Source organism: Piscinibacter sp. PDB1-1 (genome assembly GCF_056675995.1).
The window spans coordinates 677,925-702,878 of the sequence record NZ_JBWVZJ010000003.1; the positions used below are offsets into that span (position 1 = coordinate 677,925).

A 24,954-nucleotide genomic window follows, 5' to 3' on the forward strand; every position below is an offset into this window, starting at 1 on the left:
CGTCAGGGTCTCCGATCGACAGCAAGGACGGAAGGGGGGCTTGCATCGCTCTCGCGACTCACGAGCGCCAGCAGGCGTCGCTTGGTGGCGGCACAGGCGGGGTGCTCCACCAGCAGGCTGAAGGCCGCCGTGACACCCAGCACCACGGCCACGCCCACCAGCGCCGACAGCCCCGTGCCGCGCGGCAGGCCGGCTTGCGCCAGCAGGTAGAGCACAGGCACATGCAACAGGTAGAGCGAAAAGCTCCAGTCGCCCAGCCACTGGAAGGGCCGTGCGGCGAGCACGCCGTCGATCGCGGTGCGGTCGTGCGAGAAGGCGTACACCGCCAGCGCGCAGATGAAGGTGGGCGCCAAGTCCGACCAGTAGTCGGCACGCAGGTTGATCGCGCCAATCATGAAGAGTGCCAGCGCCACCAGCAGCCCCGCCTGCAGCAGCGTGAGCGCGGGCGTTCCGAGCGGCGCACTGCGCAGGCGCGGGTGCAGCCAACCGAGCAGGCTCCCCATCAGGAAGTAATGCATCTTCGAGCTCACGAAGGTGCCAGGAACGGCATCGCGCATGCACATGCCCACCACCGCCAGCGCCAGCACCGCGATCAAGGCACCCGCGCCGCGGCCGGTCGTTGCGCGCTGCACCGCCCACCACAGCGCGACGAAGAAGGCATAGAACTGCACTTCGGGCGGGATGCTCCAGAGCACGCTCACGTTGCCCGAGAACAGCAAATGGCGCAGCAGGTTGTGGCGGTCGATCGCGTAGGGGAACGCCGGGTCGATCAGCGTGTAGACGGCAAACGCCACCAGCACCACGATGAGATACGGCGGCGCAATGCGCGAGAAGCGTGCCACCGCGTAGCGGCTCACGCTGCGCGCGCTCACCGGCTGGCGCAGGTACAGCAGCCCCATCAAGAAGCCGCTGAGCGTGAAGAACAGCATCACGCCGAAGTGGCCCTCGCGCGGCGTGCCGAACCGGTAGTCGAGAAACTCGGGCAGATGCGAGAACACCACCAGCAGCGCGGCCACGCCGCGCAGCGCGTTGAGCGACTCGATCTGGCCCTTGGTGTTGCTTGTGGTGCTGCTCTCGGCGCTGCTCATGGCGCACTCCAGGCATCACGAAGCACGGCCATCTGCGCACGGTCTTGGCCGTTGAGCGGATGAACGCTGAACGGATACGTCGGCCCCCACCAGCCACCGGCGGCCCAGTACGTCCAGCCAACCCAGGGTGACTTGCGGGCCGCCTCCAGCTGCGCCTTGAGCGTCTCCAGGCACTCTGGCGAGGGCCCGACACCGAACTCGCCGAGGAACACGCGCTGCCCGCTGGACTCGGCCCAGTCGGCCACGCGCTTCATGATCGCGGCCATGCGCGCCGGGTCGATGCACTCCTTGCCGGTGCCCGACGCGTTGCGGTCGGCGTACTGGTGCACTTCGAGCGCGCTACGTTGCAGCGGGTCCTTCAGGCTGGCAAAAGCGTCGGCGTTGGAAAGGCCGCCATGCTTGGACATCCAGTCGTGCGCCCCGCTCCAGCCCGCACCCGAGACCAGCACCAGGTGTTGAGAGCCGGCCTCGCGCAGGCTCGTGAGCGTCTCCTGCGCGGCACGCGCCCAAGCGCCGCGCGAAGCCCCGATCGGCTCGTTCATCAGGCCGAACGCCACATGCCCTGCGTCTGGAAACGCCTGGTACATGCGGCGCCAGAACTCTGCGAGTGCCGTGATGGGCACTTCGGGCGAGCCCACCGGCTGCTTGGCGTAGGCGCCGAAGTTGTGCAGATCGAGGATCACGCACAGGCCCAGCTCGCGCCCGGTCGCAACCACCTTCTTGATCTGCGCCAGCTCGCCGGCGTCCAGCTCCGCGCCTTGCGATCGCTGCAAGCGCTCCCAGCGGAAGGGCAGCCGGATCGTGTTGGCGCCCTGCCCTGCGAAGTAGCGCAGATCGGCCGCGCCCGGGTAGGTGTAGTCCTTGAACAGCGTGCCCGGCATGCGCGTCGGGTTGAACTCGGCGCCGGCGATGTTCACGCCGCGCAGCGGCTTGTCGCCAATGCACGGCTCGGGGGCCGCATGGGCAGCTGAGGCAGCACCAAGCGCCAGGTACAGGATCGCCGCGAGCCAGTGTTTCATCGCGGGCCCTTCAGGCGGCAGCCCGCAAGGTGGCAAGCCGTGGATCGAGTGCGCTCTGGTACTCCTCCACATAGGCACCGACCACCTCGCGCCAGCTGTAGCGCTGCACGGCCCGCTGCGCCTGCGCGCGCTCCGTGAGATGGCGGTACTGCAGGGCACGGTGGCGATCGGCCACGAGCGCCGCGGCCTGCGCCGGGTCGTCCGGCACGATCAGCGGCACGCCGGATTCGGCCTCCAGGCGCATGAAGGGTGGGATCGCGCTCAGCACCGGCACCAGCCCGGCGCTCATGGCTTCGATGGCCGCGAGGCCGAACCCCTCGTGCCGCGAAAGGCACACCGAGTAGCTCGCCTGCGCCATCGCGGCGCGGATGGCATCGTTGTCGGGGTTCGGGATGATCGTGACGGCATCGGAGACGCCCTTGTCCTGCGCGATCTGCGCGAGCGCCTGGGCGTCGAGGTCGTACTCACGCCCCGCGACGATGAGCCGCCAGGCCGGGTTGTGCTCGCGCAGCGCGGCCAACAGGTCGAAGGTGCGCGGCAGGCCCTTGTGCTCCACCCAGCGGCCCACATAGATCAACGTGGGCTGCAGGGTGCGGGCGGCAGCATCGGCGAACTTGTCGATGTCGACGCCGTTCTCGATCACGCGCACGCGATCGTCGGCCACCACCTGGCGGAACATCTCGCCATCATTGGCGCTGCTCGCCAGGATGCGGTTGTAGCCCCGCGCGGTGCAGCGCGTCACGCTGTGGAAGAAGAGCTTCTTCGCGCGCTGCGCAAAGTTGGAGTGGAAGAACCCGCCGTGCGTGCAGGCAACCATCGGCTTGCGGTGCCACCAGCGCATGAGCGAGAGGTAGTCGAACGCGAAGTCGATGCCGTGCACGTGGATCACGTCGGCCTCGCGGATGTGGCCCAGCACTGCCGGGTAAAGCGGGTAGCGCTCCGATCCGCGGTACGAGAGGCGGTGCACCGGGATGCCGTCGAGCAGTTCGTCGGCGGGCAGCACCTCGTCGTGCCTGAACACGCGGTCGAGCGTTACGACGCTCGGGCGCTGGTCGTGTAGCTCGCGCTGCGTACGGGCGATGTTGAAGACGACGTCTTCCATGCCGCCGCGCGAAGGCAGGTACTGGCGCACCACGTGCACGACCCGTAGTCCGTTCATTTGTCGTTCTCCTTGGGGGGTTGGTGCATGGACATGGCGCCGAACACGAACCACAGCACGCCAGCAGTCTTGAGTGCGAAGAGCGAGGTGCCACTCACGCACAGGATCAGGGTCACGTAGGCCGACATCGCGGTGCGAAACCGCCGCGCCGGCTCATCGCGCAGCGGCAGCATGAACACGCACACCCACATGAGCGCCACGCCAGGCAGACCGAATCGGCTGAGCACATAGGCGTAGCCCATGTCGCCGAAGTTGGTGGCGTAGTCGCGCAGGCCCAGCAGGCTCAGTTCGTCGAAGGTCAGCAGGTACTGCCCGCTCACCGTCATGCGGCCGACGAGGTTGTCGCCCATGCCCGGCGCATAGGCCGCCAGGGCGAGCAGCGTGCAGGCGCCGATCACCGGGAAGATGAACGCCACTGCGTGCATGCGGCCGTGCATCACCAGGCGCAGCACCACCAGCAGGCCGAACATGTACAGGCCGAAGCGCGAGTCCGCGAGCACCACCAGCACCGCCGCGCCGGCGGTGAACAGCGCCATCGCCCGCCACTCGCGCCACGGCTTGGCCAAGCCGTAGGCGAGCAGGATGACGGCGAAGTTGCCCAGCGATACCGGCTCCAGGAAAGTCGACGACACCCGCTGCGCGCCCAGAATCTGCGGCAGCATCGTGCGGCCGATGCCTTCGGGCCGCATGCCGTTGAGCGTCACGCTCTGCCCTGCCACCTGCGCCGAGCTGGCCTGGATGCCGCCGAGATCGACGTAGTAGTTGAAGGTGTTGAAGAAGCGGTTGTAGACGTTGGGTATCACCGCCTCGACCAGGCCGACAACGGCCACCGCGACCATCACCACCAGCAGCGGCTTGTCGAGCGAGCGCGAGCCCTGCGCGTAGCTGCGCCCCGCCCACACGAACACCAGCGGGATCAGCAGGTCGCGCGCAGACTTGGGATCGAAGTAGCCACCGCGCGCCAGGGCGATCAGCCCCGTCATGCCCAGCGCGATGAACACCGCGATCAGCGAGCGCAGCGACAGGCGGTGCAGCAGCAGCGGCAGGCAGGTGGCATAGATGGCCAGCTCGAACATGGCCACCTTGCCCACCGAAACGGGCATGCCCCGCGTGTGCATGAAGCACAGCAGCCAGTGGTGCCCCACCACCGCGAGGAGCAGGAAGGCCGCGTACGCCTGCGTGTCGACGAGCGAGGCGCGCGCCGGCCGGCCGGCCACGTCGACCGGCGGCTGTGTGGGCGCGAAATCGATGGCGACTGCTGACACGGCTCAGACCCCGAAGTAGCGCAGGCGCACGTCGCTCGGCAGCGCGCGGGCCAGGTCTTGAAGGAAGCGGTCTTGCGCGGCATACGGGCTGGCGGTGGAGCCAGGTGCCGGCATGCCGATGGTCGAGACGCGCACCAGCATGCCGTCGGCCACATAGCCCGCCAGGCCCAGTCGCAGTTGCGCGATCTTGCGGCGCGCGCCGGGCAGCGTGGCCTGGTCGGCCAGCGTGACCCAGTAGCTGATCGGTTCCACACGCTGGCCCAGGGTGCCCACCAGCCGCTGCACGGCCACCCCGCCGTCGTCGAGCGCCACGCTCTCCACGCCGCGCCCGCGCACCTGGAAGCCTTGTGCGCCATAGCAGAACTCGGGGCGGTGCACGGCCGTAGCCTCGGAGCTCTGGTCGCGGCCGTAGGCGATGGTGAGCATCACCCGCTCGCCCTTGGCGTTGACGTAGGCACGTGCCAGCGTCTGGTCGTAGACGGAATCGAGCCGAGCCTGCAGCGTGGGGTCGGGCAGCACGGGCACCGTGCTTTCGTCGATGCGCCACCCGCCAAAGGCGCGAGGCACCTGCTGATTCAACTGCACGACCTGCATCTGCGAGGCCAGCTCCTGGCGAGGGCGCATCACCTCGGCCAGGGCCGCGGCCAGCAGCATGGCGAGCAGGAGCAGCACGGAGCGCGTGCGCGGCGACAAGGCACGCCGTGTAGACCGGCTCGCGGGTGCGGATGCGATGTGCGCCGTCATGCCGCCACCCCGTGTGTTTCATCGCGCTTCGGTCGCCCCGGTCGGCGGATCACCGCCTCGGCCACCATCATCAGCAACACCGCCGCCACGAACAGCAGCACGCCCGAGAAACTGTGCGCGAAGCCCTGCCCCGCGGCATCACCGAAGTGATACGTGATGAGCACGAGGGCCATCACGCGGATCACGTTGGCGGTGAACGAGATCGGCAGGATCACGAGCGCCAGCATCGTGTCGCGCAAGGGGGTGCTGCGTGGGCGCAGGCTCATCCACAGAAAGCCCAGGGCCTCGAGCGTGAACATCGAGTTGAGGCCCGCACAGGCATCGGCCACCAGCAGCTGGTACTGGCCGATCGCCAGCATCACGCCGGTGCGGCCCACGCTGTATCCCATCAGGTGCAGCAACCCTTCGGCACACGCCGAGACAGCCACCTTGAGCGGCATGGTCAGCGTCTGCACCAGGATGCCGGGCAGCGGCACCGCGAACAGCAAGAAGGCCAGCGGCAACGCCATCACGCGCAGCCCCGGCACGCCCTTGAAGCACAGCACCAGCGCGCCCAGCACGCCGATCTGCGAGGCCACTTCGACGGCCGGGATGCCCTGCGAGTGGCCCAGCACGTAGGCGAGCAACGACAGCGCCAGCACGCTGCCGCCGAGCCCCGTGGCCGGGCGTTCGGGCAGCGCCATCAACTGGGGCCAGCGCTGCACCGCCAGCCAACCGCACAAGGCCACGATGAGCGGCCCGTGGCCCTGCTCGTCGGTGGCCCACACGGTGCGCAGCAGGTGCCAGTAGGTGGGCAGGTACAGCACGAGCACGCCGAGCGCGAGCAGCGCGGGCACCACCCAGGCCTTGGGCAGCTTCCAGGCCGGGCGGCGCGCCACGGTCGCGTCGTGGCCGGCGTCGGGGCTGAGGGGCAGCATCGGCGGGCTGCCTCAGTATTCGTTGATCACCAGGCCCGCCAACTGCGCGGAGCCCTGGTTGATGGTGCCGACCAGCTTGTTGAGCGCGTTCATGCGGCTCTGGTGCTGGCGCGCCACGATGAGCGCCGAACCGCAGCGCGAGGCGATCACGCCGGCATCGGCACCGCGTTGTGCCGCTGGCGTGTCGACGACCACGTTGTCGAACTTGCGCAGCAGCTCACCGATCATGCGGCCGAAGGCCGGCCGCTCGACCAGCTCGAGCGGGTTGGGCGGCGTGACGCCCACCGGCAGCACGAACAGTGTCTTGAGGTCCGGCACCTGGTGGATCAGGTTGGGTTGCTGGCGACCGTTGAGCACGCCCGACAGGCCCGCCGCACCCGGGATCGAGAACACCTTGTGCAGGCGCGGCGCGCGCAGGTCGGCGTCGATCAGCAAAGTGCTGCCGCCCAGTTGCGCGAGCGTGATGGCGAGGTTGGCGGCGAAGAAAGTCTTGCCATCGCCGCGCTCCGGGCTCACCACAGCGAGCGCACGGCGCGAACTGCTGCCCACCACCTGGCGCATGGTCAACTGGCTGCGCAGCGCGCGGAAGGCCTCGGCCTGCTCGCTGAAGGGCTGCACGGCGGCCACCAACTCACCGCTCAGGTCGCGCCGGTGCTGCGGTGCGTACGGGTAGTGGAACTGCTGCGAGAGCGCAAACAACACGTCGTCTTCGCTCACCAGCCGCAGCTCGACGGCCGCTTCGCCGAAGCGCAGGCCCTTCTTGCGCTGCAGGTCGATCACGCTTTGCACGTCGTCGGCGTCGAGGCGGCCGCTCTCGGTGAGGATGCTGCCGATCGGTCGGTCGAGCACGGCGCTGTTGTCGTCGTCGCACCAGTCCTGCTGGAAGGCCGACTGCGGCGGCGTCTCGAACTGCGGCGCTTCGTAGTGATCGCGTCTCATGGCTGTGCCTCCAGGCCGGTACCGGGGCGCGAACCGGGCAGGCGCGCCATCACATGACCGGGCAGCACGAAGCGCCGCCCACCAAGCAAGGGCCGTCGGATCGGGCCTGGCAGGTTGCCAAGCACCGGGATGCCGAGCACCTGCGCCACGTCTTGCGGTCCGCGCAGGCGGCGGTCGCGCAGCTCGCGAAGCAGCGCGGTGGCCACGGCGAACATCGCACCCACGAACACTGCCAGCAGCGTGTTGAGCATCACGTTGGGCGACGAGTGCCGCGTGGGTTCGGCCGCAGCGGCCAGCAAGGCCGTGTTGGTCTGCTTGGTCTGGCTCTCCAGGCTGCTCTGCGTGAGGCGTGCCGTCACGGCGTCGTACGCGCGCTGTGCGCTTTCCACGTCGCGCTGCAACACCATCGCCTCGTCGCGCTGCTCCTTGATCTGCATCACGCGGGCACGCTGCGCGGCGAGCGAGTTGCGGATATCGGCCTCGCGGGATTGGTTGATGTTGTTGTTGACCGTGATGCTGTTGCTGACGCGGGCGGTCTCGGTGTTCAGCCGTGCACGCAGTTCGGCGATGTTGGCGCGCGCCTCGATCACTAGCGGGTGCGCCTCGCCCATGCGAACGTTCATCTCTTCGAGGCGCGCCTCCTGGCGCGACAGATCGGCGCGCAGACCAGCCACCAAGGGGTTGTTGATCACATCGGAAAGCTGGTTGGCAGAGCTGCGCGCCTGCGCCTGCCGGCTCGACGATTCGGCGCTCACGGCCTGTGCCGACACGAGCTGCGACGAGAGCTCGGCCAGCCGGGCGTTCTCGACGTCGTAGCGCTCGTCGATGGCCGTGATGCCGTGCTCCTTCTGATAAGCCGACAACTTGGCCTGGGCCTTCTCGACCTGCTCACGCAGGTCCTTGGAGCGGCTGTCGAAGAAGCTGCTGTACTGCTTGGCGGGGTCGACGCGCAGGTCGAGCGTGGTGTCCAGGTAGGCCTGCACGAACGCGTTCGCGAGGCTGGCGCTGAACTTCGGGTCGGGCGAGGTGAAGCTGACGTTGATCACGCTGCTCTCGCGCGAGGGCTTCACGTCGAGCTTGCTCTGCAGCGCATCGACCAGCCAGCCTTCGAAGGTGCCGCTGCCACCCGTCTGCGACAGCCATTGGCCTCGCAGCTCCGGCGTCTCGGCCAGACGCAGGTCGCGCACCACGCGCTGGGCCACGCGCGGGCTCATGATGATGTCGGCCTGCGTGGCCACGTAGCCCATGGGCATGCCGTTCACCGTGCCCAAGCCTGCGATCGGATCGTTCGACTTCATGTCGATCAGCACGGCCGCCGTGGCGGTGTACTTGCGCGGCAGCATGAGGCTCACGCCGACGACCGTGGCCACGATCAGGCTGAACACGATGGCGGCCGACACCCAGCGCGCCCGCAGGATGCCCATCAGTTGCGAAAAGTTCATGGAGCGGCTTTCGTGCGAGGTGGTTCGCGAGGGGGTTCGGGTAGGGAGCGTCGGTTCAGAACAGGCTTTCCTTGACGTAGATCACGTCGCCCGTGCGCACCAGGTCGGTCATCTCGGGCGAGATGATTTCGACCTTGCCTTTGTCATTGCGGCGGTGGATGCGCATGCCTCGCTCGGTACCGCGCTGGGTGAGGCCGCCGCCGCTGGCCACGGCCTGCAGCAACGTCATCTCGCCCTGCAGCGGGATCGGGCCGGGGCGCTGCACCTCGCCATAGATGTAGGCGGTAGGCGCGCGATCCACGTACAGCGTGTCGCCGTTGAGAACCACCGGGTCTTCGAGCGGCGTGCCGCCGGTGAAGAGCGCGCTCACGTCGACCTTCTTGCGGTAAGCCTGCCCGTCGCGCGTGCCGCTCAAGGTGACGATCTCGCTGCCACCCGTGGCCACGCCACCGGCCAGCGCCAGAAGCTGGCTCAGGCGCATGCCGCTCACCTCGATCGGGTAGCGGCCCGGGCGCGACGCCATGCCCAGCACCGACGCCTGGTTGCCGCGCACCTGCACGGGCAGCACGCCGACCTGCGGCTGCTTCAGGAAGTTACCCTTCTTGAGCCCATCGGCAATGGCCACCTCGACCTGGCTGATGGTGAGCCCGCTCACCGTCACCTGGCCGAGCAATGGGTAGGTGATGACGCCGCTTTCGGAGACGCGCGCCTCGCGGGTCAGGTCGTCGTTCTGGTAGACGGTGATGCGCAGCACGTCGCCGGGGCCCACGATGTAGTCGCGCTGCATGTCGATGGCGCGGCCGCTTGTGGAACCGGCAGCGGCACCCGGAGAGGCAGTCGTGGGGGGGCTCGCAGCCGCGGTGGTGGTGGGCGGCAGTGGTGCGGCCGCAGGCGGCGGCAGCACGGCCGCAGCCGGGGCCGCCGCCGTGGGCGGTGCGGCCTGGCCCACGGGGGCAGTCGAAGTCTGGGCGCAGGCACACAGCGCCCACATCAATGAGAGAGAGGTCAGGATGATTCGGCTTCGCATGGTGCTCGTCCCCTTGTTGTTGTTCACTTCAGCGCCGCGACGGTCTTGAGCGCGGATGCAGCCTCGGCCGCCGGGGCCACCGTGCTTGACGGCACCACGGTGGCCGCTGCGGCAGCCGGCTCGCCGAAGCGGCCGCGGTACTCGATCTGAGCGGTGCTGCGCAGGGTCTGGATCTGCTTCTTCAGCAGCTCGCGCTTGCGCTCGCCCGTGAGAAAGCCCTCGATCGGCGCACGCGCCTGCTCCAGCGTCATGGGCGCGGAGGTGGCCTCCACCACGGTCAGTACGTGCGCGTCCTTCGGGCTGCCAATGAGCAGGCTCTGGCCTTCGCGCAGCTTGGCCATGTCGTTCACGGCCTGCATGGGCAGCGCCTCGGCCCCCACCGTGGACTGCCGCGCCCCGTGACGCAGCCCGGCGCGCGTGAGCACCGCCGACACATCACTGGCGTTGCGCGTGGTGGGCAACTGCGCCTGGATGTCCTTCTGCTGCTCTGGCGTGGCCTCGACGGCCGTATCGACCAGCTTGTAGAAGCGCCGCTGCGAAAAGAGCGCCGGGTTCGCGTCGTAGTAGCCCTTGACGTCGGCCTCGGTCGGCGGCTGCACGGTGGCCGCCAGGCGCTCGGCGTAGGCGCGCGCAATCAGCTCGCGGCGGGCGGCGTCGATCGACTGCACCACGGCCGGGTCGCGATCGATCTTCTGCTCGGTAGCGGCTTGCAGTACCAGCTCTTGGTCAACCAGTGCTTCGAGCGTCTTGCGGCTGACGGCATCGAGCTGCTCGGGGGTGATCCCGGGCTGGCGCTGCAACGCAAAGTTGACCTGGTGGACCGAGATGTCTTCCTTGTTGACGCGCGCTGCGATCTGCGTGGCGCCGCCACCGGGTTTGCTACCGCGATCACAGGCCGAAAGGCCCAGCGCCGCGAGCATGCTGAGGGCCAGCAGGCCCACGCCGCGCTGAGCACGTGCGCGGCGCGAAAGGGAGAGGTTTGGGTTCGTGACGTTGCGATGACTGCGAGTGGATTCCACGCGGTGCCTCCTGGTTCTCCGTGATGGGGAAACAGGGCAGCCCAAGAGCCCCACCTGAATCCCGATTCGCTGTTGGGGCAAACGCGGTGCCACGCTGGCATCAGGGTCAATCGATCCCGAAAAATTCGGCCCATTGCTGCACTGCACGATGGGCGCGGGCACGCGCATTGCCATTCATACCGACCGCTGCGGCGCTTACGTGTAAGAGTTGCCGCGCGAAGGGCCTCGGGTAACCCGCGCCCCTCAATGCAGGTGGGTGACTTCTGGAACGGGCCGCTCGGGCTCGCGCACGGGGTCGTGCCGGCCGGGCGCAGGCGGGTCGATGACGTCGGGCGCCGGCAGGTCCGGCCCGGGCGGCGGCATCGGCGGCGCTGCAGGCGGCGGCACGTGACCCGGCACCGGAGGTGGTGGCGTGGCGCCACCGGCAATCTGGGTCATGGTGCGTGCGTCGTCATTGGCTCGCCGGAGCCGACGCGGAAGGCGTGGGCATGGGGCTCGTTGTCGTCACATCCGGTGCAGCCTTGGGCTCTGGCGGTTTCGGATCGCAGGCGCTCAGCGCCGTGGCGAGGCCGATCGCCAGAGTCGAGCTGGCGGCGATGCGTGCGATGAATGGTGGTGTCATGGTGGGTCTCCTGTTGAGGCTCGGTCAAGGCCGGGTTGACGATCCGGCAGCGGAACTCAAGCGGCAGCCGCCTGCGTCGCCGCGACAGCAGCCTGCGGGGCAGGTGCCTGCGCCGTTGCAGCAAGTTCATCGAGGCGGCTGAGAACGAACGCGAGGTCGATCGGCTTGGGCCACAGCTCGCAAAAGCCCGTGCCGCTGATGTCGAAGCCCTGCTCGGCCGTCACCACGACCGCCGGCAGCGTCTCCCAGCCCTCGTTGCGACGCAGCGCCTGCAGCAGCGCCACGCCATCGCAGTCGGGCAAGCGCATGTCGAGCAGCACGAGCGCCGGGCGCATGCGCTGGGCGATCTCGCAGGCCTCTCGGCCGTCTCCGGCGATCACCAGCTCGAGGTGCGGGCGGCGTTCGAACAGTGCCTGCATCAAGCGCACATTGGTCGGGTGGTCTTCGACATACAACACCTCACGGGGTGCCAGCTCATCGAATTCGCGTTTCATGGGTGGGTGCTCGGGGTGGGTGAAGGTGATGGCTCACCCCGGCGAACGGCGTGCCCGGCCCGGTATCAAAACGCAAGCTGCAACAAAGAAGTGCGTGCACCAAAACAAGAAGGCGGCCAGCCTCCGAAGAAGTGGCCGCCTCGCCGCTCGTGGAGCGGCATGGGCATGGGCGCTTTGCTGGTTCTAATTAGCCGCGCGACACGCTCAACTGGTTGTCGACCGAGACCACACCATCGACACGCTGTGCGATCTGCGTGGCGCGATCGCGGGATGCATCGGTGGGCGCCGTACCGCGCAGCACCACGCGGCCGCTGCTGGTGTCGACGTCGATCTTGAGAGCGCTCAACTCGGTGTCACGCGCCAGTTCGGCGTTGACGGCGGTCGTGATGCTCGCGTCCTTCACCTTGTCGCCGGCCTTGTCGACCGCGTTGCTGATGGCGTCCTTGGCCTCGTTGCCTTCGCGCTTCATGTCTTGCTTCATCGCGTCGGCCTTTTGCTCGGCCGATGCGACAGCCTGGTCGACCTGCTGGCCGGCGGTGGCGTTTTCGTCATTGCGCTGGCAGGCGCCGAGCGCCAAGGCCACCGTGATCACGCCCAGGGTGGCGACAGGGGTCTTGAATTGGTTCATGGTCAGTTCCTTCAGGTTGTAGCCACTCGCGTGGCAAGCGCCTGTCGGCGCCGAACGTGCGCTTGCAGGTTGATTCGACGACCTTTGTCATCGGCAACGCGATCAAACGCCCCGAATGAACTGTAGAAACTGCACGCGGCCCCGCCCATCGGCCACCTGCCCGCACCCGTGTAGGACGATCGAGCCTGTGAGCGACAGCGTGCGCCGCCCCCTTACCTGAGATCGAGCAAGTTCAGTGCGATGCGATTCAGCCGCCCGTCGGGGTCGGCCAGGTCATGCAGCACGGTGAAGTGATTGGCGCCGGCGATGGCCTCGCACACCGGCACCACCTCAGCGCCCCACGCGTCGCGCAGCAACCCGTTCTGACGCAGGAACTCGTCGCTCTCATCGCCGCCCACCACCGCGTTCAGCCGGCCCGCCGGCGCGCGAAAGCGCACCGGGCTCACGCGGCGCACCATGTCCGGCGTGAGCCGCAGGTCGGCCTGCAGATACGGCGTGTGGCGGATCGGCTCCAGGTCGAAGAGGCCCGAGATCGCGAGGGCCGAATGCACCACGCGCGTCGGCAGGTTCGCATCCACGGCCTGCCAGTCGCAACACAACAGCATGGCGGCCAGGTGAGCGCCAGCCGAATGCCCGCCCACCACGATGCGCCCCGGCCGACCGCCATAGGCGGCGGCATTGCGGTACGTCCACGCAACGGCACGCACCAGCTGCAAGGCAATCGTCTCTATGGTCACCGGCGCCTGTACCGTGCCAGGGCACAGCGCGTAGTTCGGCAACACCACCATCGCGCCGGCACGAACCAGGCTCGCTGCGAGGAAGGAGTTGTCCGCCTTGTCCGAGCTGCGCCACCAGCCCCCATGGATGAACACGAACACCGGCGACCCCGGTTGCGCGGCAGGGAACACGTCGAGCGTCTCCTTTTCGCCATCGCCATAAGGCAGGTCGAGCAGGCAGGTGAGCCCTTCGCGCACGCGCTGCGACGCCATCGCCCAGCGCTCGAAGATCTGGGGGTGCTCGGGCACCCGTGCGCGGTTGTTGTACTGAACGTCGAGCCAGGCGGGGTCAGGTTGCGGCATGGGAGGGTCCGAAGTGGGTGGATGTGAAAGCCAGCTGCTTTCTAACCCGCCCCGGCAGACCGCGCCAGAGGCACACCGCTCAACGCCCTTTTGCTAGACTTGTCGCTTCGTTGGGGGGGTAGCTCAGCTGGGAGAGCGTCGCGTTCGCAATGCGAAGGTCGGGAGTTCGATCCTCCTCCTCTCCACCACCAACGTTTAAGGCCTTGTCATGCAAGGCCTTTTTCTTTGGATGACCCGGCGGCGATGCACTCGATTGCCGCACTGCGAGCGCCGACGGGGCTACGTCAGCACCGGCATGCTCGAGATCAGCTTGTCCAGCGTGATCGGGTAGTCGCGCACACGCACGCCGGTGGCGTTGTAGATCGCGTTGGCGACGGCCGCTCCTACGCCACAGATGCCCAGTTCGCCCACACCCTTGGCCTTCATGGGCGACGAGATCGGGTCGGTCTCGTCGAGGAAGATCACCTCCTGGTGCGGGATGTCGGCATGTACAGGCACCTCGTACGCGGCCAGGTCGTGGTGCACAAAGAAGCCGCGCCGCACGTCGAGGCCCAGGTCTTCGGTCAGCGCTGCGCCCACGCCCATCGTCATCGCACCGATCACCTGGCTGCGCGCCGACTTCGGGTTGAGGATGCGGCCGGCCGCGCACACGGCGAGCATGCGCCGCACGCGCACCTCGGCGGTCGCTGCATCGACACCGACCTCGACGAAATGCGCGCCGAAGGTCGACTGCTGATACTTCTTGTCGAGGTCGCCGTATTCGATGTGATCCTGCGCGGCCAAGCCCTCGGCACCGGCCACCTCAGCCAGCGACACCGTACGTCCACCTGCGCGCACCGTGCCGTCGGTGAACTCGGCGTCAGAAGGTGCCACGCCGAGCTTGAGCGCCACGCTCTCTCGCAGCTTCATGCATGCCGCAAAGACGCCCGCGGTCGAATTGTTGCCGCCCCACTGCCCGCCTGAGCCGCAGGACACCGGGTAGCTCGAATCGCCGAGCCTCACCGAAACCTTGGACAGCGGCACGCCCATGGTCTCGGCCGCCGTCTGGGCAATGATGGTGTAGCTGCCCGTGCCGATGTCGGTCATGTCGGTCTCGACGGTGACGATGCCTTGTGCATCGAGCCGTACACGCGCTGCGGACTTCATGACGAGGTTGTTCCGAAAAGCCGCCGCCACGCCAAGCCCCACAAGCCAGCGCCCCTCCTTCACCTGCGCGGGGCGCGGGTTGCGCTTGGCCCAGCCGAAGGTGTCGGCTCCCTGCCTCAGGCACTCGACGAGCCGGCGTTGCGAGAACGGGCGTTCTGGCTTCTCGGGGTCGACCTGCGTGTCGTTGCGGATACGAAACTCGACCGGGTCCAGACCCAACTTCTCGGCCATCTCGTCGACCGCGATCTCGAGCGCCATCATGCCGGGCGCTTCTCCCGGTGCGCGCATCGCGTTGCCTTCCGGCAGATCGAGCACCGACAGCCGCGTGGCGGTCAGCCGGTTCGCACCCGCATAGAGCAGGCGCGTCTGGTTTGCCGCCGTTTCGGGTTGCCCACCGGGGAGATCACCCGACCAGGTTTCATGCGCAATCGCCGTGATCTTGCCGTCGCGGCCCGCGCCGATGCGGACGCGCTGGATGGTGGCCGGCCGGTGCGTCGTGTTGTTCATCATCAGCGGGCGCTGCAGCGCCACCTTCACCGGCCGCCCCGCCGCCTTGGCGCCGAGGGCAGCCAGCACCGCGTCGGCCCGCACGAAGAGCTTGCCGCCGAACCCACCGCCTATGTAGGGCGACACGAGGCGCACCTTCTGCTTCTCGATACCCAGCGTCTTTGCGACATCGCCCGTGCTCCAGTCGATCATCTGGTTCGACGTCCACAGCGTCAGGCGGTCGCCCTGCCACGAGGCAATCGAGGCATGCGGCTCCATCATGGCGTGCGACTGATCCGGTGTGGTGTAGGTGGCGTCGATCTTCACCGCCGCCGAAGCGAACGCTGCGGAAAAATCTCCGACCCGGGTGTCGGGTGGGCCGGCGAAGCCCGATGGCTTGGGCGGCTTGGCATTGCGGCGCGTCTTCGCCAACTCGTAGCTGCCGGCCGACGTGGCATACCGCACCTGCACCAAATCGGCGGCGGCCCAGGCTTGCTCGAAGGTGTCGGCCACGACCAGCGCGACCGCCTGGTGGTAGTGCTCCACCCCGGGTCCCGCCAGCAATCGCGCCGTGTTGAACTGGCCCTTGCCCAGCTTGCCTGCGCTGCGCGCCGTCACGATGGTCCGCACACCAGGCGCCGCTTCGGCGGCCTTCTGGTCGATCGACACGATCCGGCCTTTGGCGATCGTGGCCCCGACGATGTAACCGTAGAGTGCATTCGGAGCGGCCTCATGCTGCTCGTACGCGTAGCGGGCGGTGCCGGTGGTCTTGAGTGGCCCATCGATGCGATCCGTGGGGTGGCCGATGACCTTCAGTTGATCGATCGGGTTGGTGGTGGCCGGGGTGTCGAACTTCATGCTCAGGCCCTCGCGTCGGTGAGTACGGCGGCGAGCGTGCGCTCCACCAGCGGCAGTTTGTAGGCGTTGTGCTCGGTGGTCCTTGCGCCCGCGAGCAACTTGCTGCTGACGGCCGTGGCGCCACGCGGCAACTCGGCCTCGGCCGCTTCGACACGCCACGGCTTGTGGGCCACGCCCCCCAGGGCGATCCGCCCGGTGCCGTCGCGCTGCACGATGGCCGCCACCGACACCAGCGCAAACGCGTACGAGGCGCGGTCGCGCACCTTGCGATAGACGTGCGTGCCTCCTACGGGTGGCGGCAGCGCGACGGCGGTGATCAACTCACCCGCCTCGAGCGTCGTCTCGACCTGCGGCGTACTGCCAGGCAAGTTATGGAAATCGGCAATGGGGATGCGGCGCTGCCGGCCGTCCGCCCTCACGGTCTCTACCGTGGCATCGAGCACCCGCATGGCCACGGCCATGTCGCTCGGGTGGGTCGCGATGCAGGCATTGCTGGTGCCGACGATCGCATGCTGGCGGCTCATGCCGTTCAGGGCACCGCAGCCGCTACCGGGAACCCGCTTGTTGCAAGGCTGCGCCGTGTCGTAGAAGTACGGGCAGCGCGTGCGCTGCAGCAGGTTGCCGGCGGTGGTGGCCTTGTTGCGCAGCTGGCCCGACGCGCCGGCCATCAGCGCGCGCGACAGCACACCGTAGTCCCGTCGCACCGCCTCGTTCGAGGCCAGGTCGGTGTTGCGCACAAGCGCGCCGATGCGCAGTCCGCCCTCGGTCGTGGTGTCGATCCGCGCCAACGGCAAGGCGTTCACGTCCACCAGATGCGTGGGCGCCTCGATCTGCAGCTTCATCAGGTCGAGCAGGTTGGTACCGCCAGCGATGAACTTGGCGTGTGGCGTGCGGGCAATCGCCGCGGCGGCCTGTTCGGCGGTGGTCACGCGCTCGTAGGTGAAGGGCTTCATGCCGGCCTCCCGGCAGGTGCCGCGCCCACCTCGGTGATCGCATCGATGATGTTGGAGTAGGCACCGCAACGGCAGATGTTGCCGCTCATCCGCTCGCGCAGTTCCTCGGCGGAAAGGAGCGGCTTCACGGTGATGTCGGCCGTGACGTGGCTGGGCACGCCCGCACGGATTTCGTCCAGCACGGCCACGGCCGAGCAGATCTGTCCGGGGGTGCAGTAGCCGCATTGGTAGCCGTCGTGCTTGACGAAGGCGGCCTGCATGGGGTGCAGCTTCTCAGGGGAACCCAGGCCCTCGATGGTGGTGATGCGTGCGCCTTCGTGCATCACCGCCAAGCTCAGGCAGGTGTTGATGCGCCGGCCGTCGACGATGGCTGTGCACGCGCCGCATTGGCCATGGTCGCAGCCCTTCTTGGTACCGGTGAGGTGCAAGTGTTCGCGCAGCGCGTCGAGCAAGGTGGTTCGCGTGTCAAGGTCGAGCGTGCGGGAGCGGTCGTTGACCGCGAACGAGACCTTCATCGTGGCAGCCCCGGCGACTCCAGTCGCGGAACCGGTCACGGCACCGGCCGAATCGCTGGCCTGGGCCGTAGCGGACGACGAAGCGACCGCGCCAGTACCGGCAATGAGCAGGTCGCGTCGAGAAATCGAAAGATCTGTCATGAGTACCCCCGCCTTTTCCATCGCAATGCCTGCGAGATGATGTGACGGGGCAAATGGCATTCCCTTTGCCGACAGCCAGGCACGGCGGGGCCGTACCCCCGCGCGAGGCGCGATCAGAAAACCCGGCAGGTTAGTGCGCTAAAGCGCGTCGTGGCCTGCCCACCCTGTTACGGTCGCTCGATGCTTGAGCAATTGAATATCTTCTGGCTGGACAACCACACTGTCTTCGGGCTCCCACTGAGCAGGGTCGCATTGGCGGCGGTGGCGGCGCTTGTGTCTTACCTCCTGATGACGCTGGTGACCCGCCTGGCCTTGGGGCGGTTTCGCAGGATCGCCGACCACACCGTCAACCGGATGGACGACGTGCTGGTCGATGTGCTCAGCGGAACGAGCGGCTGGCTGATCGCGCTGGCATCGCTGCTCATCGGCTTGGGCTTCATCGATCTCCCCGACAAATGGGAGGGCCGTGTCGCGCAGTTCTGGTTCGTGGTGGTGGCACTTCAGGTGGCGCTGTGGGCCAATCGTGCGGTGACCATCGGGTTGCACCTTTACCGCGAACGCCATTCGGAGAGGCCGGATGCGCCTGCGAGCGCAGCCACGACGCTGATGTCGTGGGGCGCGCGCACGCTGCTGTGGACCGTCGTGCTGTTGGCGATGCTGTCGAACGTGGGGGTGAACATCACCGCGTTCATCGCCAGCCTGGGGGTGGGCGGGATCGCCATCGCGCTGGCCGCGCAGAACGTCCTGGGTGACCTCTTCGCCTCGGTCGCCATCGCGGTGGACAAGCCGTTCGAGGTCGGCGACTTCATCGTGCTCGGCAGCGTGGCGGGCACCGTCGAAACCGTGGGCATCAAGACCACGCGCATCCGAAGCCTGGGTGGCGAGCAGATCGTCATGTCGAACACCGAGCTGCTGAAGCACACCGTCAGCAACTACAAGCGCCTGCGCGAAAGGCGCATCGTGTTCGGGTTCGGCGTCACCTACAACACGACGCCCGAGCAGGCCGAGGCCATCCCGGCCATCGTGAAGCGCGTGGTCGAGGCGAGCGACCAGCTTCGCTTCGACCGGGCGCACTTCAAGTCCTTCGGCGAAAGCTCGCTGGACTATGAAGTCGTGTACATCGTGCTCGACCCCGGCTATGGCCCTTACATGGACCAGCAGCAGCGCATCAACCTCGCCTTGATGCGCGAGTTGGCCGCACTGGGCGTCGACTTCGCGTTCCCGACCCGTACCTTGGTGATGACGCCCGCGGCGCCTGCCGCAGCGCCTGCTGCGTGAGCGGCCACGCACTGGGCGCGGCGATCACGCACCTATGAGCGCGCCGCCCATGCAATGGCCAGCACCGCCACCGCCGCGCCAAACCAGGCGCCGATGCGCTTGAGCAAGGCGGTGTCGAGCGTGCCGCCCGCGACCTGATTGCGGCCGAAGCCGAAGACGAACGCGTGCGCCGGTAGCGCCACGATGAGCAGGAAAGCCAGCACCAGCCACATGCTGTCGTTGGCCAGTCGCGCCCACAGAAAAGGCATGACCAAGGCCGAGAAGCCGCCCGCGAGGGCGGCGGTGATGGGAGTGGGGGTGACGTTCAATGTCCGCGCTCGAGTTCGTGGGGGAGTCGCCAATGTACGTGGGCACCGCGGCCACCCGCGAGGGGGCTTGCACCGACATCGTGCTGCGCTCCCCTGCTCGCGGGTAGGCGTCCGGTAGGCGACTGGATTAAGCACGGGCATCCACTATGCTCTCGGCCGGCCCGTTCGCTCTCGAACGACAGTTCTCCCCGCCTTACACCCGAGTGTTCACATGATCCGCGACCAAGAAACCCTGACCGCCCTTGTCGACAGCGTGCGCCGCTTCGTGCGCGAGCGCCTCGTGCCTGCCGAGCACGAGGTGTCCGACACCGATGAGATCCCGCCGGCCATCGTCGACGAGATGCGCGAGTTGGGCCTGTTCGGCCTGACCATCCCCGAGGCCTACGGCGGCCTCGAGCTCACGATGGAAGAAGAAGTGCTCGCCATGATCGAGATGGGCCAGACCTCGCCGGCCTTTCGCTCGGTGTTCGGCACCACGGTGGGCATCGGCTCGCAAGGCATCCTGATGGACGGCACGGAGGAGCAGAAGGCAAAGTACCTGCCCAAGATGGCCACCGGCGAGATCACCGCCTCGTTCGCGCTGACCGAGCCTGATTCAGGCTCCGACTCGGCCTCGCTGCGCACCACCGCCATCAAGGACGGCGACCACTACGTGGTCAACGGCACCAAGCGCTTCATCACGAATGCACCGCAGGCCGGCATCTTCACGCTGATGGCGCGCACCGACCCGGCCAAGAAAGGCGCCTCGGGCATCTCGGCCTTCATCGTCGACGCCAAGTCTCCCGGCATCACGCTCGGCAAGCGCGACAAGAAGATGGGCCAGAAGGGCGCGCACACCTGCGACGTGATCTTCGAGAACTGCCGCGTGCCGGCTGCCAACCTGATCGGCGGCGTCGAGGGCAAGGGCTTCTACACGGCGATGAAGGTGCTCGACAAGGGCCGCATCCACATCGCCGCCATCTGCGTGGGCGTGGCCAAGCGCATCCTGGCCGACGCGCTGCAATACGCGGTGGAGCGCAAGCAGTTCGGGCAACCCATCGCCGAGTTCCAGCTGGTGCAGGCGATGCTGGCCGACAGCAAGACCGAGCTCTACGCCGCCGAGTGCATGGTGATCGACGCGGCCCGCAAGCGCGATGCGAAGCTGCCGCACTCCACCGAAGCCTCGTGCGCCAAGCTGTACGCGTCCGAGATGGTGGGCCGCGTGGCCGACCGCGGCGTGCAGATCCTGGGGGGCTCGGGCTACATCGCCGAGCACTCGATGGAGCGCTTCTACCGCGACGTGCGCCTGTTCCGCCTGTACGAAGGCACGAGCCAGATCCAGCAGATGGTGATCGCGCGCAACATGGTCAAGGAACTGACGCAGTAAGGGTTGCAGCCCCGCCTCGAACGGCCGCCTTGGGGCGGCCGTTTCATTTGGGGCAAGACTGAGTGCCGTTCGTAACGGCCGGGGTCATTTCTTCGCAGGCCCTTGGCAGGCACGCGTGGCGGTGCCATCATCGCCTAACCTTCTTAACACACGGAGACGACATGAACCTCGCCAAGCCCCTTTGCGCGCTCAGCCTGCTCGCCGTCGGTGCCGCCCAGGCCCTCACACTCACCGTAGAAGTCACCGACGCCATCTCCCCCCAGGGCAACATCAACGTCGCGCTATACACCTCCGAGGGCAGCTGGTTGACGTTCCGCGAGCCCACGCAGGCCCTCAGGGCCTCATCGGCTGGCGACAAGACCGTGCTGGTCTTCGCCAATGTCCCTCCTGGCCGCTACGCCATCGCCGCCTACCACGACGAAAACGGTGATGGCCGATTCGCACGCGACATGTGGGGCCAGCCCACCGAGCGCTATGGCTTCTCGCGCGACGCGCTCCGCGTCATGGGCGTTCCCAGCTTCGTCAATGCTGCAGTGGAGGTGCAGGACGACACCACTTTGCGAATCCCGCTGCGCTGACCTGGGAAACCCCATTCACCCCGACACCAGCCGGCAGGGCGCCATGCCGCCTGCTGGTGGTCGGTACGTGCGAGTCACCCTTCGGCACCCGTGCCGAAGGGGCGCCCACACCAACGCCGCCGAGTTCGAATCACAGCGTGCCATCGAGGCCTCGTGTGCCTGCTCCGCCTGAACGAAGGCACGAGCTGATTGCCTGAGTGCGGGTGCTGTTCACCAGAAGGGCTCGGCCTTCGCCAGTCGCTTGAGTTCGCCGCAGGCCGCCTGAGCCGTCACGGCGAGGTGCGCCTTGAGGTAGCCGGCCGCGAACTGCCCCTTCGGGTCGGTATGGGCGTCTGACTCGAAGTGCTGGGCGGCCACGGCACAGTCGGAGTGCCAGCCCAGGGCCACTTGCACGGGCTTGAGTGATTCGAGATAGCGCGCCACCCGCTTGGGCCGCCACAGCGGCTGCGCAAATTCACTCAGGTAGCGCAAGCGTTTGACGCGCTTGCGCACCCGGTGCTGTTGCTCAAGCGGCAGCGACATGAAACGCCGCCCGTCTTTCACGACCTGCCGGTGCAGATGCTGCAGTTGCTTCGCGACTAGCGCCCGGGTGTGTTGGGCATCGTGCGATGAAAACGCCTCGTCGCCGGCATGCGCCAGCGCCAGGATGGCCACCAGCGTGCGCTGGAACGCCAGATCGCGCACCGCCAGCACGGGGTCGGCCGCCCCTGCGCATGCCGACCATGTCGTCTTCGGCGCACCCGCCTCTTCGAGCAGGGGCCGCACAGTTTCGGAGATCACCTCGTTGTCGCGGCTTTCACCCAGCGCGCCGAAGGTGGCGGCGAGCGCGCGCTCCCACTCCGGAGCGATGCAAGGGCTGAGGATTGCCAGCTCGCGCAGGGCGGTGCGCAGGCGACGCAGGCCGATGCGCAACTGGTGCACATGCTCTGCCCCGCCTTCGCCCTCTGCGACGACACTCGCGTTGGGTAACACCTGGGCCAGCACGTTGCGCACCACGCCGCGCAACAGCACGGCGCTCGACGCAGTGGCAGGCAGTTCGAGCGGCAATGCCTTCACCGGTGCGCCAACGCCGCCGCGTCGCAGGTTCTCGCCCTGCTCTGCCTTGGAGATGGTGCTGAGCCACATGCCGCCCAGCTCCAGCGCTTCGAGCGCGCGCGTGAACACGGCCTGCACCGGGCCTGCCACATGCTCGAACTCGATCTCGGCGATGGGCGAGCGAGCATCGCCGGCCAGCACGGCACCGAGGTCGAGCGCCGCCTCGACCTGCGAACCCTCGCCGTCGCGCAGCATCACGATCGACCGCCACACATCCGTCTCGTAGCGCTGCACCAGGTCATCGGGCGAGGCGCCGCCGAGCGCGCTCTGCAAGCGCTCCAGCGCCGGCGTGCTCTGGTGCCGGCCGACATCCAATGCCGGCGTTTCGGACCGACTGGCGGCGACGTTCACCTCATGCTCCAACCGGTGCACGGCGCTGTCGCCGGCTGCCTTCAGCGTCTGAACCCAGCGGGTACCCTGCAGGCGCAGACGAATCGCCACGGCGCCCTGGGCGAGACGCGTATCGGGCGTGTCGAAGTAGCGCGCACGCAGGCGCAGGCGCCGCGCCTGCTGGGTCTTGAACAAGGCCTGCCAGGTGAGTGAACTGGCGGCATCGAGGCGGAACTTGAGTTCGAGTTCAGTCATGTCAGGGCCCGTGGGGATCACTGCATTGCAGCACAGTGGCGCCTGACCGCGTCACATGCCGAGCGGTCGATCGGCCTTGCCGGGGCGCTTGGCAGGCGCGTCCCCATCGTCGAACTGGAGCACCGAGAAGCGACCATCGCCCTCAAGGTAGACCGCGCGCACACGCGACAGATCGTCGACGCCTGCCTCGCGCAGTTGCGTCTCCACGTCTTCTCGCGTGAGGAACTGCTTGCGCAGATTGCGACTCAGCATCTGTCCGTCCTTCACCAGCAGCAGGGGCGCGGGCTCGGTCAGCTTGCGCACGAAGCGCCAGCGGAAGCTCGCCCAGTCGAGCGCGTAGTTCCAGAACACCAGGGTGGCGACGAGGATGGCCCCCTCGGTCACGCTCTGGTAGGGGCCGGCCATGGCGTTCTGCGAAGCGTCTGCAATGAGCACCACGAGCAGGATATCGGCCACGCCCAACGCACCGGCATCGCGCCGAAGCACGAACCTGAAGATCAGCAGCAAGAACCAATACATCAACGTGCCGCGCAGCACGAGTTCAAGCGGCGAGACGTCGATGGCAAAGATCTGTGCCAGGTCCATGGTGGTCTCCGTGGTGGGTGTGACGCCTTCCGCGCCTCACGGCAGCATCACGATCGCCCCTGCGTTGCCCCGCGCCTCGGCCAGCCGGTGCACCTCTTGCACCTTCTCGAGCGGCAAGCTCGCTGCAATCGACGCGCGAACGGCGCCTGCAGCCATCGCGTCGAAGAGTTCGGCCGCATTGGCGCGCAAGCTGGCCGTGTCGGCGTTGTGCGGGAAGACCGACGGCCGCGTGAGGAACAGGCAGCCCTTCTTGTTGAGAAGCTCGGGCTGGATCTCGGGCGCCGGCCCCGAGGCCGCACCAAACAGCACCACCAGGCCGAAGGGCGCGGTGCAATCCAACGAACCCATGAACGTGTGCTGCGCCACCGAGTCGTACACGACACGCGCCCTGCGCCCGCCGGTGGCGTCGATCACCTGCTGAACCCAGTCGGGCTGCGAGTAGTCGATGGCCGCATCGCAACCCATCTCGCGGGCGATCGCGCATTTCTCGGGCGAACCCGCCGTCCCGATCACCGTGGCACCGAGCGCCTTGGCCCAGCTGCAGAGGATCTGGCCCACCCCGCCCGCCGCGGCGTGCACGAGCACGATCTCGCCGGCCTGCACCCGGTGCGTCCTGCGGAGCAGGTATTGCGCGGTCAGGCCCTTGAAGAACACCGCCGCGGCCGCGTCATCGGCCAAGCCTGCGGGCAATGCCACTAGCTTGCCGGCCGGCACATTGCGGTGGGTGGCGTAGGAGCCGACACCGGCACTCAGGTAGACAACGCGGTCGCCGGCCTTGAACTCGCTCACGCCGCTGCCCACCGCCTCCACGACGCCAGCGGCCTCGTGCCCGAGACCGCTGGGCATCGGCAAAGGGTACTTGCCGGAGCGCTGGTAGACGTCGATGTAGTTGAAGCCGATGGCCGTGTGGCGCAGCCGCACCTCGCCTGCCTCTGGTGCCGGCAGATCCACGGTGTGGAGCTTCAGCACATCGGGGCCGCCGTGTTCATCGAGGCGGACGACGCGGGCGCGGGTTGGCGTGGGGGCGGCTGGGCTCATGGTGGGGCTGTCCTGTGCAGGGAGGCCGAGTCAGCATATCGCCAAAGGAATGCCTCAGGGCGGAGGGCGAAGCGCTCTGGGCAAAGCAAAGCGGCCCCAGGGCTTGTCGCCCCGGGGCCGCATTTGCGCGATCGGCTGGTGATGTCACGATGATCGATTAGGTGAGCCTGTCCGCCCACCGATCGCCACGGCAGCTCAGTGCACGCTGACCTCGACCCGGCGCGCCTGCGCCTGCGCCTGCTTGGGGATGCGCAGGGTCAGCACGCCGTCCTTCAGGTTGGCCTCGATGCCCGAGGTGTCGAGCTCGCGGCCGAGCTTGAAGCTGCGGCGGTAGCGCGGCACGCTCGTCTCGGCCCACAGTGGCTCCAGGTCGGCCGGGGTCAGCGGCTGGGCCTGACCTTCGATCAGCAGCGAGTTGCCTTCGACGTGGATCTCCAGCTGCTCGCGCGCCACACCGGGCATGTCGGCCAGCAGGGTGATGCCGTCATCGGTCTCGAAGACATCGATGGGCGGCTGCACGGTGCGCTGCGCCTTCGCGGCGGTCTGGGTGGTCGTGATGTCGTTTGCGTTACTCATGTCG

Annotated in this window: 26 protein-coding genes and 1 tRNA gene; 4 read left to right on the forward strand and 23 right to left on the reverse strand. The window is 67.8% G+C overall.

The annotated features are described in order from the left end of the window. Positions 1–2 precede the first annotated feature (2 nt). The 15 genes from AC1KAR_RS19020 to AC1KAR_RS19090 form a co-directional block, all read right to left on the reverse strand. Positions 3–1,088 (reverse strand): acyltransferase family protein, encoded by a 1,086-nt coding sequence (locus AC1KAR_RS19020; RefSeq protein WP_480320588.1) that lies wholly within the window; start codon positions 1,086–1,088, stop codon positions 3–5. Continuing rightward, positions 1,085–2,107 carry a glycoside hydrolase family 5 protein gene (locus tag AC1KAR_RS19025; protein WP_480320590.1) on the reverse strand — a complete coding sequence of 341 codons (1,023 nt, stop codon included), beginning with the start codon at positions 2,105–2,107 and terminating at the stop codon, positions 1,085–1,087. The genes AC1KAR_RS19020 and AC1KAR_RS19025 overlap by 4 nt, the downstream gene beginning before the upstream one ends. Positions 2,108–2,117: 10 nt before the next feature. Next, complete coding sequence (locus tag AC1KAR_RS19030) at positions 2,118–3,266, reverse strand: glycosyltransferase family 4 protein (protein WP_480320592.1); 1,149 nt, start codon at positions 3,264–3,266, stop codon at positions 2,118–2,120. Beyond that, the gene (locus tag AC1KAR_RS19035; RefSeq protein ID WP_480320594.1) at positions 3,263–4,531 is read right to left on the reverse strand and encodes a polysaccharide polymerase; all 1,269 of its coding nucleotides are present in this window, start codon (positions 4,529–4,531) and stop codon (positions 3,263–3,265) included. The genes AC1KAR_RS19030 and AC1KAR_RS19035 overlap by 4 nt, the downstream gene beginning before the upstream one ends. 3 nt (positions 4,532–4,534) lie before the next feature. Beyond that, the gene (gene epsI / locus AC1KAR_RS19040) at positions 4,535–5,275 is read right to left on the reverse strand and encodes an exosortase-associated protein EpsI, B-type (RefSeq protein ID WP_480320596.1); all 741 of its coding nucleotides are present in this window, start codon (positions 5,273–5,275) and stop codon (positions 4,535–4,537) included. Further along, a complete protein-coding gene (xrtB, locus tag AC1KAR_RS19045; protein ID WP_480320598.1) occupies positions 5,272–6,192 on the reverse strand; it encodes an exosortase B in 921 nt (306 codons plus the stop codon). The genes epsI and xrtB overlap by 4 nt, the downstream gene beginning before the upstream one ends. Positions 6,193–6,204: 12 nt before the next feature. Continuing rightward, complete coding sequence (locus AC1KAR_RS19050; protein ID WP_480320600.1) at positions 6,205–7,131, reverse strand: polysaccharide biosynthesis tyrosine autokinase; 927 nt, start codon at positions 7,129–7,131, stop codon at positions 6,205–6,207. Further along, positions 7,128–8,573: a chain length determinant protein EpsF gene (gene epsF / locus AC1KAR_RS19055; protein WP_480320602.1), complete on the reverse strand. Its 1,446-nt coding sequence runs from the start codon at positions 8,571–8,573 to the stop codon at positions 7,128–7,130. The genes AC1KAR_RS19050 and epsF overlap by 4 nt, the downstream gene beginning before the upstream one ends. Positions 8,574–8,628: 55 nt before the next feature. Further along, on the reverse strand, positions 8,629–9,600 hold the full coding sequence (epsE, locus tag AC1KAR_RS19060) for a polysaccharide export protein EpsE (RefSeq protein ID WP_480320604.1): 972 nt from the start codon (positions 9,598–9,600) through the stop codon (positions 8,629–8,631). 23 nt (positions 9,601–9,623) lie between these two features. Further along, on the reverse strand, positions 9,624–10,619 hold the full coding sequence (locus AC1KAR_RS19065) for an EpsD family peptidyl-prolyl cis-trans isomerase (RefSeq protein ID WP_480320606.1): 996 nt from the start codon (positions 10,617–10,619) through the stop codon (positions 9,624–9,626). Between the two features lie 243 nt (positions 10,620–10,862). Next, the gene (locus AC1KAR_RS19070) at positions 10,863–11,057 is read right to left on the reverse strand and encodes a hypothetical protein (protein WP_480320608.1); all 195 of its coding nucleotides are present in this window, start codon (positions 11,055–11,057) and stop codon (positions 10,863–10,865) included. A gap of 13 nt (positions 11,058–11,070) precedes the next feature. After that, positions 11,071–11,241, reverse strand: a complete 171-nt coding sequence (locus AC1KAR_RS19075; RefSeq protein ID WP_480320610.1) for a hypothetical protein — start codon at positions 11,239–11,241, stop codon at positions 11,071–11,073. Between the two features lie 56 nt (positions 11,242–11,297). Beyond that, positions 11,298–11,735, reverse strand: a complete 438-nt coding sequence (locus AC1KAR_RS19080) for a response regulator (RefSeq protein ID WP_480320612.1) — start codon at positions 11,733–11,735, stop codon at positions 11,298–11,300. A 187-nt stretch (positions 11,736–11,922) separates the two neighbouring features. Further along, the gene (locus AC1KAR_RS19085; RefSeq protein WP_480320614.1) at positions 11,923–12,363 is read right to left on the reverse strand and encodes a BON domain-containing protein; all 441 of its coding nucleotides are present in this window, start codon (positions 12,361–12,363) and stop codon (positions 11,923–11,925) included. A gap of 212 nt (positions 12,364–12,575) precedes the next feature. Further along, positions 12,576–13,442, reverse strand: a complete 867-nt coding sequence (locus AC1KAR_RS19090) for an alpha/beta hydrolase (RefSeq protein ID WP_480320616.1) — start codon at positions 13,440–13,442, stop codon at positions 12,576–12,578. A gap of 112 nt (positions 13,443–13,554) precedes the next feature. Between AC1KAR_RS19090 and AC1KAR_RS19095 the strand changes: the two genes are divergently transcribed. Continuing rightward, positions 13,555–13,630, forward strand: a tRNA-Ala gene (locus AC1KAR_RS19095). Positions 13,631–13,721: 91 nt separating this feature from the next. Here AC1KAR_RS19095 and paoC read toward each other — a convergent pair. From paoC to paoA, 3 genes are read right to left on the reverse strand one after another with little or no spacing between them, the layout of a single operon-like run. After that, the gene (gene paoC, locus AC1KAR_RS19100) at positions 13,722–15,932 is read right to left on the reverse strand and encodes an aldehyde oxidoreductase molybdenum-binding subunit PaoC (RefSeq protein ID WP_480320618.1); all 2,211 of its coding nucleotides are present in this window, start codon (positions 15,930–15,932) and stop codon (positions 13,722–13,724) included. Between the two features lie 2 nt (positions 15,933–15,934). Continuing rightward, positions 15,935–16,885, reverse strand: a complete 951-nt coding sequence (locus AC1KAR_RS19105; protein ID WP_480320620.1) for an FAD binding domain-containing protein — start codon at positions 16,883–16,885, stop codon at positions 15,935–15,937. Beyond that, positions 16,882–17,541, reverse strand: a complete 660-nt coding sequence (paoA, locus tag AC1KAR_RS19110) for an aldehyde dehydrogenase iron-sulfur subunit PaoA (RefSeq protein WP_480320622.1) — start codon at positions 17,539–17,541, stop codon at positions 16,882–16,884. The genes AC1KAR_RS19105 and paoA overlap by 4 nt, the downstream gene beginning before the upstream one ends. A gap of 180 nt (positions 17,542–17,721) precedes the next feature. Between paoA and AC1KAR_RS19115 the strand changes: the two genes are divergently transcribed. Further along, positions 17,722–18,819, forward strand: a complete 1,098-nt coding sequence (locus AC1KAR_RS19115; RefSeq protein ID WP_480320624.1) for a mechanosensitive ion channel family protein — start codon at positions 17,722–17,724, stop codon at positions 18,817–18,819. A gap of 32 nt (positions 18,820–18,851) precedes the next feature. Here AC1KAR_RS19115 and AC1KAR_RS19120 read toward each other — a convergent pair whose 3' ends face one another. Beyond that, positions 18,852–19,127: a hypothetical protein gene (locus AC1KAR_RS19120; protein WP_480320626.1), complete on the reverse strand. Its 276-nt coding sequence runs from the start codon at positions 19,125–19,127 to the stop codon at positions 18,852–18,854. Between the two features lie 211 nt (positions 19,128–19,338). Between AC1KAR_RS19120 and AC1KAR_RS19125 the strand changes: the two genes are divergently transcribed. Both AC1KAR_RS19125 and AC1KAR_RS19130 read left to right on the forward strand, forming a co-directional pair. Continuing rightward, the gene (locus tag AC1KAR_RS19125; protein WP_480320628.1) at positions 19,339–20,493 is read left to right on the forward strand and encodes an acyl-CoA dehydrogenase family protein; all 1,155 of its coding nucleotides are present in this window, start codon (positions 19,339–19,341) and stop codon (positions 20,491–20,493) included. A gap of 161 nt (positions 20,494–20,654) precedes the next feature. Then, positions 20,655–21,071: a DUF2141 domain-containing protein gene (locus tag AC1KAR_RS19130; protein WP_480320630.1), complete on the forward strand. Its 417-nt coding sequence runs from the start codon at positions 20,655–20,657 to the stop codon at positions 21,069–21,071. Between the two features lie 210 nt (positions 21,072–21,281). Here AC1KAR_RS19130 and AC1KAR_RS19135 read toward each other — a convergent pair whose 3' ends face one another. The 4 genes from AC1KAR_RS19135 to AC1KAR_RS19150 all read right to left on the reverse strand — a co-directional run bounded on the left by AC1KAR_RS19135 (position 21,282) and on the right by AC1KAR_RS19150 (position 24,950). Then, a complete protein-coding gene (locus AC1KAR_RS19135) occupies positions 21,282–22,751 on the reverse strand; it encodes a CYTH and CHAD domain-containing protein (RefSeq protein WP_480320632.1) in 1,470 nt (489 codons plus the stop codon). Positions 22,752–22,802: 51 nt separating this feature from the next. Then, complete coding sequence (locus AC1KAR_RS19140; RefSeq protein ID WP_480320635.1) at positions 22,803–23,336, reverse strand: DUF421 domain-containing protein; 534 nt, start codon at positions 23,334–23,336, stop codon at positions 22,803–22,805. Between the two features lie 36 nt (positions 23,337–23,372). Next, complete coding sequence (locus AC1KAR_RS19145) at positions 23,373–24,374, reverse strand: quinone oxidoreductase family protein (protein ID WP_480320637.1); 1,002 nt, start codon at positions 24,372–24,374, stop codon at positions 23,373–23,375. A 195-nt stretch (positions 24,375–24,569) separates the two neighbouring features. Then, on the reverse strand, positions 24,570–24,950 hold the full coding sequence (locus tag AC1KAR_RS19150; RefSeq protein WP_480320639.1) for an Hsp20/alpha crystallin family protein: 381 nt from the start codon (positions 24,948–24,950) through the stop codon (positions 24,570–24,572). Positions 24,951–24,954: the final 4 nt, after the last annotated feature.